The organism is Paenibacillus durus, from assembly GCF_000756615.1.
Classification (GTDB): Bacteria; Bacillota; Bacilli; order Paenibacillales; family Paenibacillaceae; genus Paenibacillus_AQ; species Paenibacillus_AQ durus.
On sequence record NZ_CP009288.1, the window covers coordinates 2,293,240 to 2,311,552 of the forward strand.

The following is an 18,313-nucleotide window of genomic DNA, read 5'->3' on the forward strand; positions in this document are numbered from 1 at the left end:
GCCCTTACAACTTCAGGTTTCTGATTAAGCTCTTTTTTCCGTAAGAAAGTACAGAAAAGCTAGAATCGGCAGGATCATTCCTACCAGGGAGGTTAAGCTCCATCCGCCGTGAGCATAAGTCCAGCCGCCTAAAGACGAGCCAATCGCTCCGCCAACAAAGAAGATGGACATGAACAGTCCGTTTAGACGTCCTCTCGCTTCACTCCCCAATGTGTAAATCGCACGCTGTCCAAGCACAAGATTTCCCGATACAGCCATGTCCAGCGTGATAGCGGCAAGCACGAGCAGTCCTAAAACCGTTGTTGAATTGCCTTGAAAAAGGTATGCCAGCAAAAAGGACAAGGCAGCGATGATCATCGCCAGTCCGGTCAAAAATCGGGTCCAGCCTTTGTCCGCCAGTCTTCCGGCAATCGGCGCTGCTACTGCACCACCCACACCGGCTAAAGCAAACAATGCAATGCCTTGCTGGGACAATCCGAAATCATCCGCCAAGCGTAAAGGAGCCGTAGTCCAAAAGAGACTAAAGGCACCGAATAGGCAGGCTTGATAAATGCCCCGGCGGCGTAATACAGGGGTTTGTTTTAATAGAGCACCCAATGAAACGATTAATTCGCCATAATTCATCGTAGGTGAAGGCTTGCGCTCAGGAAGAATACGCGACAACAGAAGCGACAAAAGAGCTATAATAACCGCCGACAATGCAAATACTGCGTGCCATCCCCAAAGGCTGGCTATAAAGCTTGCTACCGGCCGGGCTAACATGATTCCGAGCAAAAGTCCGCTCATCACGTTCCCCACCACACGTCCGCGCTGCTCTTCAGACGATAAATAGGTAGCATAGGGTACCAGTATTTGGGCCACCACAGATCCGAGTCCAATGAATAGGGACGCAGTGAGGAACAATATCGCATTAGGTGTGAATGTTGCCGCAATCAAAGCACATACAACAACAAGCAGCGATAAGACCGCAAGACGCCGATTTTCAATAATGTCACTAAGCGGTACGATAAACAGCAGCCCTACGACATAACCGATTTGAGTTAAAGTGACAATTAGTCCTGCTGCGTCGGAAGAAAGACCCGTAGCGGCGCTGATCGGTCCGACCAGTGTTTGGGCATAATACAGATTGGCAACGATAAGGCCGCATGCAGCTGCTAACAGCAGCGTGATCCAACTCGAAATTCGTTTACCCTCCATTACTTGTTCTGTTTGCATAATAATCCTCCTCGTAAAATAAATACTGAACGTATAGTTCGCTAATTCATGTCTTTATAATATACTGAACGTACAGTTTTGTAAATAGTCAGTTTTTATTTTTTCTTTTTGCCGGATATTATGTATAATGAACGTATAGTTTTCTATTGGAGGGGATTTCCGTGAATGTCAAAAGAGGGCGCCCGCGTAATATTGAAACTGAAAAGTCCATTCTTGCAGCTTCCTATGACTTGTTGTTGGAGAGTGGCTTTGGAGCGGTCACTGTTGAGAAAATTGCTGAGCGTGCCGGGGTGAGTAAAGCCACTATTTATAAATGGTGGCCCAACAAGGCTGCTGTTGTTATGGATGGCTTCCTTTCTGCTGCAGCAGAAAGACTGCCGCTGCCCGACACAGGCTCAGCATTCAATAATGTACTCATACACGCCACTAATTTAGCCCGATTCTTGACAAGCCGGGAAGGTAAGATCATTACGGAGTTAATAGGTGAAGGGCAGTTCGATTCAGGGCTGGCAGAGGCATACCGGCTCAGATATTTCTATCCGCGCCGGCTTGAGGCGAGACAACTATTGGAACAGGGGGTTCAGCGGGGGGAATTGAAGGGAAATCTTGATATTGAGTTAAGCATTGACCTGATTTACGGGCCGATTTTCTATAGATTGTTAGTAATCGGTGAGAAGCTGGACGATCCTTATGTGCAAAATATAGTAACCTCTGCGTTTGAAGGGATTAAATCAGACTGAATAATCAGCATGCATTTGCCAAATGACAACCTGATTGGATTCTGGGCAAATTCGCGCGGAATAAAAGAACGTCCCGGCTTCTGTGAATGAAGCCGGGACGTTTATTGTTTGTTCTGTTCGTATAAGGTTTTTTGGACCCACGATAAATACATAATAATATACGGGAAAGTATAAGTCTATATTTTTTTCGATTCCTTCTATACTTAGGGGTGACTTTACAAAGAATAGAGGGATATGATGTTCGTTAATCGTACGGAAGCGGAAGAAAGAATGGTTTTGGACCGGGCGGTGGCCCGGATTCGCCAAGCGCTGGAGGACTTGGACGGCCGAATTCGCGCGGCCCGGGATGAGATTATTGACGCCAAAAAATACGTGTGGGAGAACAGGGATCAGCTCGATCCGGCGGAAAGGGCGGCGAACGTCGTCGACATCTCGTTATCCATCGAACGGGGAGAAAGCGCGGTCGTCAAGCGGAGCAGACTTCAAAAGCTGGCCTTGGCTCCTTATTTCGGCAGGGTCGATTTCGCGGCCAACGACCAGGACGAAGCTCAAGCCTATTACATCGGCGTTTTTTCCTTCGGCGAAGAAGCCGGTCAAGAGAATGCGATCTACGATTGGCGTTCTCCGGTAGCGAGCCTTTTTTATGATTACAATGTAGGTCCGGCGCGCTATATCGCTCCCGAAGGTGACATAGATGGAGAGATAGGCTTAAAGAGGCAATATCGGATTCGGCAAGGCAAAATGGAGTATATGCTCGAAAGTGCGATGAACATTAACGACGATGTGCTGCAGAAGGAGCTGAGCCAAACGTCGGACGAGAAAATGAAAAACATCGTCGCCACCATCCAGAAGGAGCAGAATGAGATCATCCGGAACGAATACTCTCATGAGCTGATTATTCAGGGAGTGGCTGGATCTGGAAAGACTTCGGTCGCTTTGCATCGGGTTGCTTTTTTGCTGTACAGGCACAAGACGACGTTGACCTCACGGAACATCCTGATTATCTCGCCGAACAAAGTATTTTCCGACTATATATCGAACGTTCTGCCCGAACTGGGCGAGGAACAGATTGCGGAGATCGGATTCGACGAAATCGCCGCAAACGAGCTCGCCGGAGTATGCAAGTGTCAGACCTTTAACGAACAGGTAGCGGAGCTTGCGGCGTCCATGGACGTTTCCCTGATCGAGCGCATCCGGTACAAGGCCAGCGTGGATTTCGTTCGCAGGATGGACGGCTTTGTGGAACAAGTGAGCGAGAGTTATTTTTGTCCCGCCGATATTCGGTTCCATGACGTGCTCGTCGATAAAGAACAAATAGCGGATACCTACCGAGCCTCAGCCGGGCTCCCCGTAAAGCTCAGATTGGAAAAGACGGCTACGGTCATCTCCGGAAGAGCAAGGGATGCGGACGGCGGCAAGTTGAAAGCTTCTATGGTGAACAAACTCAAAACAGCGGTTAAAAAGATGTTCAAGACGCAAAATCTTCTCGCGATCTACAAGGACTTCTACGATTACGCAGGGAGACCGGAATTGTTCAAGCTCAGGAAACCGAGAACCCTTGAATTTTCAGACGTATTTCCTCTTGTTTATTTGAAGATCCGGCTTGAAGGGGCGAAGGGATACGACGAGGTCAAGCACTTGCTGGTTGACGAGATGCAGGATTATACCGCTGTCCAGTACGCCGTTCTCTCTTTATTGTTCAAATGTAAAAAGACGATCCTTGGCGATAGCAATCAGTCCGTGAATCCGTACTCTTCCTCTTCGATCGTAAGCATTAAACAAATATTCCCCGAAGCCGATACCGTCGAATTGTTAAAAAGCTATCGTTCAACCATCGAAATTATCGCATTCGCGCAGCGAATATATCCTAATAGCAAGATCGTTCCAATCGAACGGCATGGAACCCTTCCCCAAATTATTCAAGCCGAAAACGGCGCAAACGAAGTGATTCGAATTAGCGAGCTGATTAGGCAATTTAGGGTCTCCGAGTTTCGTACGTTGGGCATCGTCTGCAAGACGCAAGCTCAGGCGAAAGCTCTGCACGGGGAATTAAGCCAAACCGATCCATCCGTTCATTTGCTGGATTTCAGCAGCGAAACGTTTCACGAAGGGGTTATTGTAACAACAGTCCATATGGCAAAAGGCTTGGAATTCGATGAGGTCATTATTCCATACGCAGACTCGTCGAATTATAAGACGGATATGGACAGAAGTCTGCTGTATATCGCTTGCACAAGAGCTATGCATGCGCTAACGTTAACTTTCCACGGAGAAATCTCCTTGTTTATTTCGGATCGGAGCGGCGAAGTTGAAGAAGCTGACCTGCGACTGAAGTAATCACGGGGGCAGTGAAACCGACTCGGCTGAGAGAGCGCATCGCTGGCAGCGATGAATTCAGGGGTTCGAGTCCCTAAGAGTCCATCACAGAAAAAACGGCAGAGATGCCGTTTTTTGCGTTGTGCGGGACCTACATGATCAAGCAGGGAGTGGAGTGAGGAATCTAAAGGTCTATTCCAAAATTCCCAAATTCCGCTACTTAGCCTTCGGTTTCCTAAATTCCTATTCATGACCACCACGGACCGCACAGCCCTTATTTTCTCTATTTGGCACATTTAACCGGGCTAACGGACCGTATCGCGCTAATTCCCTATCCACCAGGCATATTTCGAGCGAATATCAGCAAATAGCTGCATCTGAGTCCACAAGCTTGACGAAAAAGTGCTTTTGGTGGAAATAAGAGCTCCTCGGTCCGTTGCGAAGTCGATGACTCTTCCGCCGTTACGACGCCTTCAAGAATTTCAGATAATCTTACCCTATTCTATGTATAATCCATCCACCGGATATTTATTTATACTCTTAGCTGGTACGTCCGTTTGCGCTGCTGTCCACCTGCGATATCCATTAACTGCTGTTCAACCAACTGATGTAGAATTCGCCTGGCATGTCTGTCGGTGACTTTGAGATGATGTGCAAGTTCCAAGGGTGTGAACGCCCTGAGCACACGTCTTGCGAAACGCAGAGTCTCCGCTTCCAGCCATGTTAACGTGGAAGAAACATCCGTCGCGATGAACTTACCTATAAAAGACAGCACCAACTGCTGGCATTGCTTGGGCTCTTCGACAATCGAAGGATAAGCGATGGGGAGAAAGGTCCAACCATCCAGGGCTAGCAAGCAATGCCGGCGGCATAAATCCTTGAACCGTCTGACATCCAGATCTCTGGCATGCGGTCCATAGCCTTGAATCTCAATCCCGCCTTTCACACCTCCAGGCATATAAGCCAAATCCAGATAGCGGTAGCCGTTATTGAAATCGCGTACTTCCCATTCGGGAAACAGATGATCCAAATTCCCGATTGCCGGGAACCATACCGTGCGGAGGAACTCAACCGTTCCGTGGCCTAACCCTTTACCCAGTAACTCCTTTCGCCTGTGGTTACTCTCTTTCTCCAGATTGCTTTTTAACCATTCCCCGTATTGCTGCTCAAATCGCGACATCGCTATGCTCCCCCTTAACTCATAAATCGAGTGTTAATTTATTTCCACAAAAAAACCGCTTCAATACAATGCCCTCCTGAAATCAATTCAGATGGATATTGCATGTAAGCGGCGTGTACTTCACGACCTTTGTTTCCTATTATATCGTACTATAAAGTGAATTCAAATTCATCATTCAGATGTAAGCTCAATGATACTTGTTAAGGACAGAAAGGAGTCTGACTTGATTGGAGTTTATCGGAGAAGGGCTGAAAATGCTTAGATGTGGAGTATCATGGAGGATTTTCTTAAATGATATGTATTTACTGTTGGAACAAATAGAAGAAGGCATATTGGCAATGAAGAATCATCTTAGTGGTTACTGGCCGCGACGGATGAATTATATTCGTATTCTCCTGATTATGATATGGGTCCAGACACCTATAAACATACGGATAATGTAGTTGCGAAACTTAGTGAGTTTGAGACAGATTTGTTAAAAACAAAGGCGAATCAAGCGTACAGTACGGAATCAAGAGAGTTAATAGTTACAGCACTTCTTTTGGCTATTAAACAATTTACCCGAAATAACAAAATTATAGATAGGGAGCTAAGGGTAATCCTTGCTGTTCTAAAGAAGAAATTGAAGTTACTATCTCCGATTTCGAAATAACAATATTTGACACAGGATGAGCTGGACAATCTCTTTAGCTAGTTCTATATTTACAATTATGGGAATAATGGAGTTCTGATTCAAGAATAATAAGTTATTTATTTGAAATGGGGTTAATAGATTGAACAATTACATAATTCGAAACTTTATTCCGGAAGACGTCTCCAGCATTTATAACGTTCAAGTAGCGTACAACAAAGTGTTCCCTGAAACATCAGTAATTCCAGGAGAAGCGTACCTTTCCCCCGAATTTGACAACGGGAATATGTTCTGTGCATTGAACGGGCAAGGTCTGCTGGAGGGATATTCCTCTATTTATCCTATAATGGCAGCAGACAGTAGCGATAGTGCGGAGAATATACTTTGGGTGGAAATTAAGTATAATCCCTTAACTGCGGATCATGCGGCATTAAGAGAGCGGTTATTTCAACATTTAATGAACAGAGTAAGTGAAATCAAGAAAGATGCAGTTAAAAAAAAGACCAAAATTTGCTTTACCTTTTTCCCGTCCGAACAGGAAAGTTCAGAGTATGTGCTTTCTAATGGTTTTATAGTAAATGAAGGGATTTATCATATGGCTAGAAATCTTGCTGAGCCCATTGAGTATTATCCTAATCCTGATCAGATTGAAGTGAAGGAGTGGAAGATGAACGAAGATAAAGAAATAGAAGATTACGTTCGAGCTTACAATGTAGCTTTTCCTGAGAAGCCATGGAATATAGAGGGAGTAAAGCATTTCATGTTATCTAGACTGTGGGCAGTGGGCACAACATTGTCTGCATTTAATAAGGGGCAATTAATTGGCAGTATTATGCTCTACTGGGATGAAGAAAAAAATATGAACGAAGAGATAAACAGAGCTTCTACGGAACAAATCTTCGTGTTACCTGAATGGCGTGGAAAGGGATTAGCAACATATCTAATTAGCCGAGGAATGGATTATTTGGCAGGCAAGGGGATGGACGAAACCCATCTTGAACTCCGGGCGAACAATGAGAATGCACTGAATATATATAAGAAGCTCGGGTATAAGGTAACAAACAGCGAAAATATTATTGAATGTGTTATTTAACAGCATTCCGAGAGAAGTTCCCTTCCTCTGCGCAGGGAGGGGATGAATATCGGTCAGGCAACCCTGGAAAATTATTGATCTACATTAGCTCATTTGATATAATCAGTCTTAGTTAGATATAAGGCTGGTGTATCAATGAAATTAGACTCGAATAATCACTCAGTATTCTCCCTAAACTACCATCTCATCCTTTGTATCAAGTACCGTAAAAAAGTGCTCACCGACGAGGTCTCCGAGTATGCGAGGAACATTTTTGAACGCATTGGAGAGAACTATCATATTACACTGAGCGAGTGGAATCACGATAGTGATCACATCCACGTACTGTTCAAGGCTCATCCCAAAACCGAACTATCCAAATTTATCAATGCCTATAAGAGTGCCAGTTCTCGCCTCATCAAAAAAGACTTCCCCGAAGTCAAAACGAAGCTGTGGAAAGAATATTTTTGGTCGCAAAGCTTCTGCCTAACTACTGTGGGCGGCGCTCCTTTGGAGGTACTAAAGGCGTACATCGAGAATCAAGGGAAGGAGGCGAAAATCAGGTGATCCGATGTGTCAAAACACCGTTTCACACCTCCAAAACGGATCTGGAACGGCTGTTTGCGTGTAACCGGATTTCAGCAGAAGTTTGGAATCATTGCTTGTCGGTAGCCAAAGACTATGCCCTGCAGCACGATGGAAAATGGACCGGAAAAACGGAACTTCAAGCGGCGCTCAAAAATCAGTTTCCACTGCATTCCCAGTCTGTACAGGCGGTTTGCCATAAATATCTTTTTGCCAGAGATAGCGCAAAACAAGCCAGAAAGCAAGGTCTCCCTACCAAATACCCTTACAAAAAGAAGAAGCACTTCAACACCAAATGGGTAGACCAAGCGTTCAAAATTGAGGGCAACACGATCCACTTAAGTCTGGGTATCCAAAACGGCAAACGCCAGCAGCCAATCAAAATCACCGTCCCGCAGTTGCCTGATGCGGACATCAAGGAAATCGAGCTGGTGTATGACCGGAAACTGATGATTTCTATGAGCTATGATGATGGACAAGCGGCAGCGGACAATCAAGGCAGCCAGACCGCAGGCGTTGACCTGGGAGAAATTCATTCCATCACGGCAACAACCACTGAAAACAAGTCAATCATTATCACCGGAAGAAAGGTAAGAAGCACTCACAGGCTGAGAAACAAGAAGCTGGCCGAGATCCAGAAGCTCATGAGCAAATGCCAAAAAGGCAGCCGGCAATGGAAAAAATACAACCGGGCTAAAAAATACATACTCAGCAAAAGCGAACGCCAACTGAATGACGCCATCCACAAAACCACAAGACAATTCGTAGAATGGTGCAGAAAAAACGAGGTCAAAGAGGCGGTTGTTGGAAAAGTGGACGGCGTACAGCGGAACACAAAAAAGAAGAAGAGAAAGATCGTAACCCAAAAGCTGTCCAACTGGAGCTTTGGCAAGATTCAGAAGCAGCTCGAATACAAACTGGAAGCCCAGAGAATCAGAGTTAAAACCATAGATGAAAGCTATACGAGCCAACAATGTCCTTGTTGCGGAAGAAGAAAAAAGACATCCAGCCGAAACTACAGCTGTTCCTGCGGCTATACCGAACACCGGGATGTACACGGGAGCAAGGGGATATTATCCAAGTATCTGCATGGAGAGATCCGTTTTTTGGGTGAAACGAAAGAAATCAAGTATCTACGGATCGCGTGAGTGCGAGAAGTAGTAGAAGGTGAGTTCCCACCCACTTGTACAAGTGTTGCTTACTGAACCCCACCGTTAGATTTCCGCATTCAGCGAAAGCAGATAGCCAACCTATGTGCTTATCGAAAGTAACGGTATGGGCTGGTAAGAAACCCCTGCTTCTAAACGAAGTGTAAGCAGGGGAGGTTCATCAGTGGAACACTAAAAATGAATATTAAGAACCCTGCATTTAAATGATATCGTGAATTTTTTGAATAGCCGCTTTTAAGGGCGGGCTTTCAAGGTATTACGGGCAGAAATAGACCGATTCCTTTGGACGAAGGCGGTCTATTTCTTTTTGAGGTAATTCGGCAAATCATTAATGATTATGCATGCCGACCAAGAGTATCAGGGACAGTATGACCAGTTATGGTGATTGGATAGCGCTCTAGTTTGTAGATTATTGACTTGAAATGCGCTGGCCTAGCTATGCTCCGCGATCTGCACCTCGAAGCCGTCGGGGTCCAGTATATAAAAGAAACGCAGGCTTGGATTCGGCATGATCGGTCCGCGCGCTACCGGGATGCCCTTGCTTTTCAAATTCTCTATTGCCTCATCCAGCGACTCCACGTCAAAACCAACGGAAACGCCGCATTCCGGCTTCAGGGCCGGGTCGTTTCCCTGTGGCGAGAAGTAGTCGAACAGGCATCTGTTTCGAAAAAGAAAATGATGCTTAGTGCAACGATCAATAATATTGATGTCCCTATAGGAAGTCATCATTTTGAAAGATAGTACCTAACTTATATCTTTGTTGTAAGATATACATGCATCCCCCGTTTGATAAGCTGCAAATGAAAGCCGTTATTGATAACCGGGCGGGCGAAAAGGACAATTAGTACAAGCAAAGGTTTAGGGCAAGAGCCCCTGACCATCACGCCAAAGCGCATTGCTGGCAACGATGCCAGCAGGGATTCACCCCCCTAGGCCACACTATACACAAATAAAGACCACGCTGATTAGGGCGTGTTTTTTTCGTTTGATGAGACCAACTCCTCTTTAATAAATTGCATCAATAGATTTTTGGATGATGAAATATACTCATTATTACGTGATTGCAGTATGCCGACCGGGATGGAAGAATCCTTCAGTTCGACGTTGATTTTCTTGACGCTTGAAGGTAATGGCGTTGAATCGAGAACGGCTCCTAAGGAAGACATTTGCTTGACGAACCCGGGAATTGCCGAGATTTGGCTTACTGAATATAGAAAAGGAGTCTCGGTGTAATGGGAAAAATGTTTGGATAACCGTAAATAGTATAGGCATGTCTTTCCCCCGACGATCAACGGATAACCTAACAACTCTTTGAAGAGTATTCCGCTTTTTTCTGCCAAAGGATGGTTGTTCGCTGCAATAAAGGAGATTTTCTCGTTATACAGCGGCTCAAAGCGGAAAGAAGACGGATCGGCAGGCTCACCGCATATAGCAAAGTCCAATTGATTCTGAAGCACTGCACGAGACAGGGAGTCGGTATTCCCGATGATAAAATGACACGATACATTAGGTTTATGTTCCCGAAATCGGCGTAGCGAGTTGGGCAATACACGCTCAGTTAACGATTCCAACCCTCCGGCGCTCAGCGTACCAATCTCCTCCCTTTGCAAAGCTTTCGCTTGCTCAGATACATAGTTCCAGTGTTGAATGAGCTTGTCGATCTCAGCAGCGAAGATTCTTCCGGCATCCGTTAGCTCCGCATCCCATCCTCTTTTGAATAGCTGAATGCCTAATTCCCTCTCCAACCGCTGAATTTGATTCGTTATCGTAGACTGCGCGTAATTTAACTTCAGGGCCGCTTTAGAGAAGTTTCCTTCTTCAATAATGGTTTGAAATGCGGTTAGTTCCTTCAAGTCCATGGCATATATCTCCATCGAATAATTTGAATTAGTGTATGATTTTATTCCATTATACAAATAAAGAAGTGCGGAGTACACTTGGAATATCCCGATTAAGGAGTGATGGAACATGCCATTCGTTAGAGTAAGCTACTTGGAACATCAATATGGGACTCATCAGTTACCCATCATAAGCCGTGCGATCATGGGTGCTCTTATCCAGCATTTCAATGTTCCGGAAGATGATTATTTTCAAGTATTTCATGCTCATACAGCAAGCGAGTTCTATTACAGCCGCAATTACTTGGACTTAGAGCGAAGTGACGGGTTGCTCTACATTCAAATCACGCTCAAATCTGGAAGAAGCACAGAGCAGAAAATAAGCTTTTACGGAAAGTTAGCCGAGCTATTGTCAAACACGCTTAAAATGAGGAAAGAAGATGTGTTCGTTGTGTTGGTTGATACGGAATTCGAAGACTGGTCATTCGGTAACGGCATAGCGCAAATGATCGAACGTCCAGTCAAGAAGGGGAGTTATAAGAATGAAGCATCGAATAATTGAATCTAACGCCCGTGAAGCGTTCGTGGATATTGCCCCCGCTTTCGTTCGCTATTCGGAAGAAGTGCTCTTTGGGGACGTTTGGAGAAGAGAACAATTATCGCTTCGGGAGCGCAGTCTGCTCACGGTATCAGCGCTAGTCGCCGGAGGACATACGGGGCAGCTTCCTTATCATTTCCGGCTGGCCCAAGAGAACGGTCTGACCAAAGAAGAACTGATCGAAGCGATGACCCATCTTGCGTTTTACGCGGGCTGGCCGTGCGCTGCATCCGCGATACAAGTTGCGAAGGATGTATTCGGAGAGAACTTAGAAGAAATGGAATAGTGAACGACTTAGTACTGGTTCACACTTTAATTCGTCTTCGAATCATGCGGGAAGCGGGGGGAACGGTTTTGTAGTCATTCTGACTTGAAAGGAAACTGATTGATGGTTATATTGAAGGATGTCCTTTAATTCAAATAACTGCTCAATATGATAGATACCATGCGCGAACGAGGATCGGTATACAGCAGCTGCCACAGCAGCGGCTGCTTTGGCGGTAATTTCGGCTTCATTTTTTCCTTGAACGAAGCACTCGACCAGCACATCGCCGTGATTCTTTTTCCCCCATGCATCGATCTTTACGGCAAATATTTCTTCTCCATAACGCAGCTTGCCGAACAACTTGACGACGGTGTTGCGAATCGGCGTAAATTTCAAGAAACGGAAGATTCCCGATGCTCTAAACCAAGCGAGCAACCCGGTCACTGCAGCCGAGTCGAAACAGAGACGTGTGGAAACGGACGGCACGCCGAGTGTTCGCGGAAGCGTATGCTGATCCGAGAAATTGAACCGATATGCTTTTTTACGCCCTAACCTCTCTCCAAAATCCGTTGCTTTGCCTTCAGTGAAACTCGCTGCTTCAATATGATTCCCATTCTGAATCAAATCATATTTCGTGTCCAGGTTGTCGATCGTCCATTCGACCGCGGCTTTGCCGTGCTGATCTCCCAATCCCAGCATAATAGAAATGTCGATGGCATCCGTCTGATCCATCAGACCTTTGGCGTAGAGAGCCATCAGGTTTGTCAGGCCGGGAGCGAGCCCGACACTAAGAACTGCCGTTGAACGGTTGGCCAAAGCTTCTGTTTGCAATCTTTCCACCTGGGAGAGAAACGAATAATTCGCGGATATGTCTACATAATAAATCCCTTGCTGAAGGCAAGACTGAACAAATGCAGGGTTCGTTTGGTCCAAGCACATAATAATCAGCTTGACGTTGTTCAAAACACCGGGATCGAACTTCTCTCCGATATTGAGTTGCATGGGCCTTATTTTCCCGCCAGTTGAACGGCTGAATCGGTCCGCATGATCGAAGCTTCTTCCGGCGGCATAAACTTTCCCCGGATAACATTCGCCCAATTCTTTACAGATCAATTTCCCCACATGACCATATCCGCCAACCACAACAATGCGTTCTTTCATCAAGAGTTCTCCTTAATAATGATTGGAATTATAGTATAGTTTCTAAACTAAATATCCAAAAAAATTAGTTCCGCAAGAAATGATTTAACTTTTCTATGCATTTCTCAAATATTTCAATTTCCTGATCGGTTAATTGAGAACGAAGCTGATCGTAGAATCGGAGATGCACTTCTTCATGGGCTGCATAAGCCTCCATCCCTTGTTCGGTTAGTGAAATCAAGACGCCCCTTGAATCATTCGGATGCGGCGAACGCTTGACAAGTTCTTTAGCTTCCAGGCGTGTGATAAGCTGCGTGACAGCGCCTTTTGTAATTCCCAGGCGTGCTGCGAGCTCGCTCATGAGCACGCCCCCCTCGGAGCCGATGGCTTCAATCGTATGAATTTCACTGGGCGTTAAAGGTCCTGCTGCTCCAAAGTGAAGAGGCTGGCGCTCAAGCCGCCGAAGCTGCATGATCAATTGGCCCAGACTACGACTTCCGCTATTTAGTTTATTAGACGGAGCAACATTTTTATTATCCATACATTTAGTATAGTTCCTAAACTTAAAATTTGTCAAGAAACTGGCTCAGCTTTCCCTTGACATTCAGAGGATGAGATGACTTCTGTCTCGGCGATCGTACATGATTATACGTTGCTTTCCCATAGCGGCACGCCGTTCAACCAACGATGTACAAAGGGGCATGTACGAAAGTACAATGATCAGAAGGTGGATTCTGTTATAATGTTCAGTACAATGATACATGACTAGGGTGGGAGAGTCGGAGACGGTGAGGAAGACGGAGCAGCAGCTAAATCAACGATTCATTCAAACCGGATACAAGGCCGAGAACGACGGCTGGCTCGCTCCCAGGGTGTCTATCATCATATGGGTTATTCTGGTGTACGGAGCGACGATGTTTTGGCAGCTGAGCGCTGCTTCACTTATGATCGGAAGCCTGTTTTTTACCGTTGCCATACTGGTGCATATTGTATTACACTGGCATGCCGGTACTGTTGCCGCCGCCAGACCATGGCTTTATTTCGTGATTCAGGGGTTTCTCGTGTATGCTTGCGCGTTTCTTATGCCGAACGGTTATCCGGCGGCGCTGATCGGTTTATTTCCAGTGCTGATAGGACAAAGCATAGGCATTTATTATAAGCGGGCTAAAGTGATAATGATTTCGTTATATTACTTTGCTTTGTTCTGTATCGCCGTGGTCCATGAGGGTACTCCTGGAGAACTTACCGTATTGATTCCCGTCCTCGTTCTCATGATGGTTGTTGTCATCGCGTACGCCGTTCTTTTCTTCGAGCAGGTAAATGCCCGAATTCGCGCGCAAACGTTCCTGGGTGAGCTTGAGCTTGCTCATCGGAAGGTGGAGGAGCTGACACTGGCGAACGAACGTCAACGGATGGCCCGCGATTTGCATGATACGCTGGCGCAAGGCCTTGCGGGACTTATTATGCGGCTTGAGGCGGTAGACGCCCATTTGACGGCAGGAAATTCGGATCGGGCACGGCAAATTGTCGGACAATCGATGATTCATGCGCGACGGGCGCTTTCGGATGCGCGGCAGGCTATCGACAACCTGCGTTCCAAATCCGGCTTTGTCATCGACTTCACTGAGGCAGTGCACGATGAGGTCCGGCGTTTTACTGACGCCACAGGCATTCACATACATTTGGATATCGACGTTAAAGCTTCCTTATCCAGATTGCTTGTCGAGCATAGCTTGCATATCATGAGCGAAGGTTTGACCAACGTGGCAAGGCATGCGCAGGCGAACAACGTATGGGTGACGGTTAGAGTCGACAGCGAGCATCTGGTTATCAAGATCAGGGATGACGGGAAGGGGTTCAGTACGGAGCTGATTGGCAGACAGTCCGGACACTACGGGTTAATCGGCATCCGGGAACGCGTCCGCTTGATCGGGGGAACGATTGCCATTGCCAGCAACCATCAAGGGACAAATATCCAAATCGAAGCGCCGGCTGTTAAAGGAGATCCGCTATGATACATAAAGTGCTTATTGTCGATGACCACCTGATCGTTAGAGAAGGGTTGAAGCTCATTCTGGAGACGAACGAAGCTTATCAAGTAATCGGAGAAGCTGAGGATGGCGAGACTGCTCTGCGTTTGGCGGAGCAATTGTCTCCGGATGCGATTCTGATGGACCTGAACTTGCCCGGAATGAGCGGGCTGGAGGCAATCGCGTCGTTGAGAGAAAGGCAGCCCGAAATCCCTGTTATTATTCTCACCACGTATAACGAGGATGACCTGATGAAGAAGGGCCTGGCATTGGGAGCGAAAGGCTATCTATTGAAGGATACCGGCCGCGACGATTTATTCCGTACCATCGAGGCGGCCATAAGAGGAGAAACGCTGCTGCAGTCGGAAGTAACGGCGAGGGTGTTCGCTGCTCAAGCCAGCCATCCCGATCCAGCAGTACGATTCGAGAAGCCGGTTTTGACCGATAAGGAACGAATGGTTCTGCAAGCGGTCGCGCGAGGTTTCCGCAGCAAGGAGATTGCCTTTGACATGGGGATCTCGGAACGGACGGTGAAAGCGCACCTAACCAATATTTATAACAAGCTTGGCGTGGATTCCCGGTCGCAAGCGGTGGCCGTAGCGGTAGAACTCGGTCTTCTGTATCTTTGATTGTACCTGCGTATCTTATTATTCTGAGAGGAGTATGGCCATGACTATAGAAGAGAGTAAAGAACTCGTTGAACAATATGTTGAGGTTTACAATTCATTTGATGTCGGGGGTATGGTTAAACTCTTGCATGAGGATATCTTGTTCAGGAATACAAGAGTTTAGAGAACTGGCAGAAAAGTCGTCAAAGTTGTTCTCTAGTCGCCGCCAGACAATTATCGACTATACTGCTATAGATGATAAAATAGAAGTACAAATTGAATATGAAGCAATATTGGCTGTTGATTTGCCTAACGGATTAAAGATTGGAGACTGAATGCAACTAAAGGGGAAGTCCGTGTTTGGAATTAAGGAAGGAAAAATATCGTTGATAGAAGATTACAGCTGAGTCGCTTGGAGTTACTTCACGTGGCTGAACGAACGGAGAACGATAGCTGGAAGGCAGGAAATTATCATTTCAGAAGGTAATATTTTATTATCTCGTAGATTGATTGCCCGATCGTACATGGGGAGGCTGCCCTTTTGTACGATTTTTAATTTGGCCACTCCTTTTATGATGAAAGGGGACTTAAAGAAAAAGAAAAAAAGGAGTGGAACTTCAAATGGCCAAATATTTGTATCAGCTCGGAAAGTGGGCGGCCAGCAGACCGTTCAGAGTTATTGCGGGAGGAGTGACGGCGCTTGTCATCGCAGTTGTGCTGGGGATCGGCATGGGTACTTCCTTCAGTGATGACATGTCCATCCCTGGTACGAAATCCGAACAGGCGATGAAAATACTAACTCAATATTTTCCATCCGATGAGACGGAAGGCAAAACGGTGCAGCTGTTATTTAAAGCGCCGCAAGGTCAGACACTGGAGTCCGAATCTGTCGCCAAAACGATTAAGGCTGCTCTTGGCGAAATCGGCAAAGACCCGGCGGTGGACTCTGTAGCAGGTCCCAACGTGGAGGGAATGATGAGTCCGGACCGTAAGATCGGCTCCTCCATCATTATCTATAAGGTGAAGACGTCCGATGTGACGGAGAGTTCCAAAGAGCTGGTCCTGGAAAACGTAGAACGTGCCCGTGACACAGGCGTTCAAACAGAAATAGGAAACGGCTTTGAATCTTCCGAGCCAGGGATCGGAGGCACCTCCGAAATCATCGGCATCATCGCCGCATATCTGATCCTCGCCTTTACATTCGCGTCTTTTCTCGCGGCGGGGCTCCCTATTCTGACCTCGGTATTGGGACTTGGAATCGGCATCATGTGCATTATGATCGGCTCGAACTTTTTCAATATGTCATCTGTATCCCTGTCGCTTGCCGTTATGCTCGGTCTTGCGGTTGGCATCGATTATGCTCTGTTCATCATATCCAGGTATCGGCAGCAGCTCAACAAAGGATTTGGCGTTACGGAATCGATTGGACAAGCGAACGCAACAGCGGGCAGCGCCGTCGTATTCGCCGGTCTGACTGTCATTATCGCGCTTGCCGGTCTGTCCGTCGTCGGGATTCCTTTTCTGACCGCGATGGGATTGGCTGCGGCGGTCAGTGTTCTGATCGCCATTATCATTGCCATTCTTATCGTTCCTGCCGCGCTCGGACTTGCGGGCAAGCGAATCAGCCCCGCCCGCCCGAACCGTCTCTTACGCAAACGGCCCCGCTCCGGCGCTGTCGGAAAAATTTCGAACCGCTGGGGACGTTTTGTCATTAGGTTTCCTTTACCGATTGCGGTTATCGGGGTGTTGATTCTGGCGATTGTAAGCCTCCCGGCTCTGCATCTGAATACCGGCCTTCCGAACGACGGAACCAAGTCGGTGAAGACGACGGAGCGGCGCGCCTATGATTTGCTTACCGAGTGGCAAGGTGTCGGCATGCACGGTCCGCTTGTTGTCGTGGCGCAAGCAGCTGATCGGGTGGAGAATCCGCAAGCGGCAATCGCCAAGGCGACGGAAAGATTAAACAACTTGCCGAACGTGGCGGGCGTCAGCCCGCTGATCCCGAGCGATTCCGAGCAAGTGGCGATGATTACCGTTATACCCAAAACGGGTCCCGCCGATTCCAAGACGAAGGATTTGGTGAATTTGATTCGGGACAAAGCGGAAGGAATTAATACGCAGGATCACGTCGAGCTCATGGTGACCGGGAGCACAGCGGTGGACATCGATATATCCGCCAAGCTGAATCAGGCTTTGCCGAAATTCCTGTTGCTGATTGTGGGCCTTGCCTTTGTTCTGCTAGCTGTCGTATTCCGGTCCATTCTTGTGCCGCTTAAAGCGGTGCTCGGGTATCTTCTGACCATTACCGCGACACTTGGATTCGTTGTGTTCGTTGTCCAGGACGGCAACTGGATTCACATGTTCGGAATTCCCGAACCCGGCCCTGTCTTGAATTATTTACCGATCTTGACGGCGGGAATATTGTTCGGCTTGGCCATGGATTATGAGATGTTCCTCGTAAGCCGCATGCGCGAAGAATATTCCCATACAGGCGATGCAAGCAAGGCTATTTTGGAAGGAATCGGCAACAGCGGAGCTGTCGTGACATCGGCTGGGTTCATAATGATTGCCGTCTTTGCCGGCTTTATTTTTGCCGAAGATCCGGTTATCAAAGCGATGGGCATTTCACTTTCATTCGGGATCCTGTTCGACGCCTTCGTCGTAAGGCTGGCGATCGTTCCCGCTGTAATGAGACTGCTCGGCCGATCTGCTTGGTACTTGCCGAAGTGGCTGGGCCGTATCATACCGAACGTCGATGTCGAAGGCGAAACGGTTATGAAGCAATTGGAATCGGAGCAACGGGCCGGCTGATCATTCACTCCGGGATGATTGAGAATGGGAATGGCAGAAGTATAGTTAAAACATATGGAACTGTATGTCCCGGTGCAGAGATGTAATTGACAGGGGGAAATTGGCTGAAAGCCCG

The 18,313-nt window shown here is 47.0% G+C and carries 16 protein-coding genes; 10 read left to right on the forward strand and 6 right to left on the reverse strand.

Features of this window, described 5'->3' with window-relative positions; genetic code table 11:
- Window positions 1-24: 24 nt before the first annotated feature.
- The gene (locus PDUR_RS10235; RefSeq protein WP_407944294.1) at window positions 25-1,215 is read right to left on the reverse strand and encodes an MFS transporter; all 1,191 of its coding nucleotides are present in this window, start codon (window positions 1,213-1,215) and stop codon (window positions 25-27) included.
- A 161-nt stretch (window positions 1,216-1,376) separates the two neighbouring features.
- Between PDUR_RS10235 and PDUR_RS10240 the strand changes: the two genes are divergently transcribed.
- Both PDUR_RS10240 and PDUR_RS10245 read left to right on the forward strand, forming a co-directional pair.
- Entirely contained in the window at window positions 1,377-1,955 is a 579-nt protein-coding gene (locus PDUR_RS10240; protein ID WP_042206189.1) for a TetR/AcrR family transcriptional regulator, read from the forward strand.
- A 234-nt stretch (window positions 1,956-2,189) separates the two neighbouring features.
- Complete coding sequence (locus tag PDUR_RS10245; RefSeq protein WP_330217252.1) at window positions 2,190-4,292, forward strand: HelD family protein; 2,103 nt, start codon at window positions 2,190-2,192, stop codon at window positions 4,290-4,292.
- Window positions 4,293-4,803: 511 nt separating this feature from the next.
- On the opposite strand, the gene PDUR_RS10250 is transcribed toward PDUR_RS10245, so the two are convergent.
- The gene (locus PDUR_RS10250) at window positions 4,804-5,451 is read right to left on the reverse strand and encodes a hypothetical protein (protein ID WP_042206191.1); all 648 of its coding nucleotides are present in this window, start codon (window positions 5,449-5,451) and stop codon (window positions 4,804-4,806) included.
- A 773-nt stretch (window positions 5,452-6,224) separates the two neighbouring features.
- Between PDUR_RS10250 and PDUR_RS27245 the strand changes: the two genes are divergently transcribed.
- From PDUR_RS27245 to PDUR_RS10270, 3 genes are all read left to right on the forward strand, one after another.
- Window positions 6,225-7,175 (forward strand): GNAT family N-acetyltransferase, encoded by a 951-nt coding sequence (locus tag PDUR_RS27245; protein ID WP_052410159.1) that lies wholly within the window; start codon window positions 6,225-6,227, stop codon window positions 7,173-7,175.
- A gap of 135 nt (window positions 7,176-7,310) precedes the next feature.
- Entirely contained in the window at window positions 7,311-7,721 is a 411-nt protein-coding gene (gene tnpA / locus PDUR_RS10265; protein ID WP_042206193.1) for an IS200/IS605 family transposase, read from the forward strand.
- On the forward strand, window positions 7,718-8,887 hold the full coding sequence (locus PDUR_RS10270; RefSeq protein WP_042206194.1) for an RNA-guided endonuclease InsQ/TnpB family protein: 1,170 nt from the start codon (window positions 7,718-7,720) through the stop codon (window positions 8,885-8,887). The genes tnpA and PDUR_RS10270 overlap by 4 nt, the downstream gene beginning before the upstream one ends.
- A 453-nt stretch (window positions 8,888-9,340) precedes the next feature.
- On the opposite strand, the gene PDUR_RS10275 is transcribed toward PDUR_RS10270, so the two are convergent.
- Window positions 9,341-9,637, reverse strand: a complete 297-nt coding sequence (locus PDUR_RS10275) for a VOC family protein (RefSeq protein WP_081949463.1) — start codon at window positions 9,635-9,637, stop codon at window positions 9,341-9,343.
- 236 nt (window positions 9,638-9,873) lie between these two features.
- The gene (locus PDUR_RS10280; RefSeq protein WP_042206195.1) at window positions 9,874-10,767 is read right to left on the reverse strand and encodes a LysR family transcriptional regulator; all 894 of its coding nucleotides are present in this window, start codon (window positions 10,765-10,767) and stop codon (window positions 9,874-9,876) included.
- Between the two features lie 109 nt (window positions 10,768-10,876).
- Here PDUR_RS10280 and PDUR_RS10285 point away from each other — a divergent pair, with 109 nt between their 5' ends.
- Window positions 10,877-11,308 carry a tautomerase family protein gene (locus tag PDUR_RS10285; protein WP_042206196.1) on the forward strand — a complete coding sequence of 144 codons (432 nt, stop codon included), beginning with the start codon at window positions 10,877-10,879 and terminating at the stop codon, window positions 11,306-11,308.
- On the forward strand, window positions 11,289-11,630 hold the full coding sequence (locus PDUR_RS10290) for a carboxymuconolactone decarboxylase family protein (RefSeq protein WP_042206197.1): 342 nt from the start codon (window positions 11,289-11,291) through the stop codon (window positions 11,628-11,630). Before PDUR_RS10285 ends, PDUR_RS10290 begins: the two co-directional genes overlap by 20 nt.
- 42 nt (window positions 11,631-11,672) lie before the next feature.
- Here the strand turns inward: PDUR_RS10290 and PDUR_RS10295 are convergent, their stop codons facing one another.
- Window positions 11,673-12,770 (reverse strand): saccharopine dehydrogenase family protein, encoded by a 1,098-nt coding sequence (locus tag PDUR_RS10295; RefSeq protein WP_052410160.1) that lies wholly within the window; start codon window positions 12,768-12,770, stop codon window positions 11,673-11,675.
- A gap of 64 nt (window positions 12,771-12,834) precedes the next feature.
- Window positions 12,835-13,290 (reverse strand): MarR family winged helix-turn-helix transcriptional regulator, encoded by a 456-nt coding sequence (locus PDUR_RS10300; RefSeq protein WP_042206199.1) that lies wholly within the window; start codon window positions 13,288-13,290, stop codon window positions 12,835-12,837.
- Window positions 13,291-13,537: 247 nt separating this feature from the next.
- Between PDUR_RS10300 and PDUR_RS10305 the strand changes: the two genes are divergently transcribed.
- The 3 genes from PDUR_RS10305 (at window position 13,538) to PDUR_RS10320 (ending at window position 18,198) form a co-directional block, all read left to right on the forward strand.
- A complete protein-coding gene (locus PDUR_RS10305; protein ID WP_233277521.1) occupies window positions 13,538-14,764 on the forward strand; it encodes a sensor histidine kinase in 1,227 nt (408 codons plus the stop codon).
- Window positions 14,761-15,408: a response regulator gene (locus PDUR_RS10310; protein WP_042206200.1), complete on the forward strand. Its 648-nt coding sequence runs from the start codon at window positions 14,761-14,763 to the stop codon at window positions 15,406-15,408. Before PDUR_RS10305 ends, PDUR_RS10310 begins: the two co-directional genes overlap by 4 nt.
- Window positions 15,409-16,008: 600 nt before the next feature.
- On the forward strand, window positions 16,009-18,198 hold the full coding sequence (locus PDUR_RS10320; protein WP_042206201.1) for an MMPL family transporter: 2,190 nt from the start codon (window positions 16,009-16,011) through the stop codon (window positions 18,196-18,198).
- Window positions 18,199-18,313: the final 115 nt, after the last annotated feature.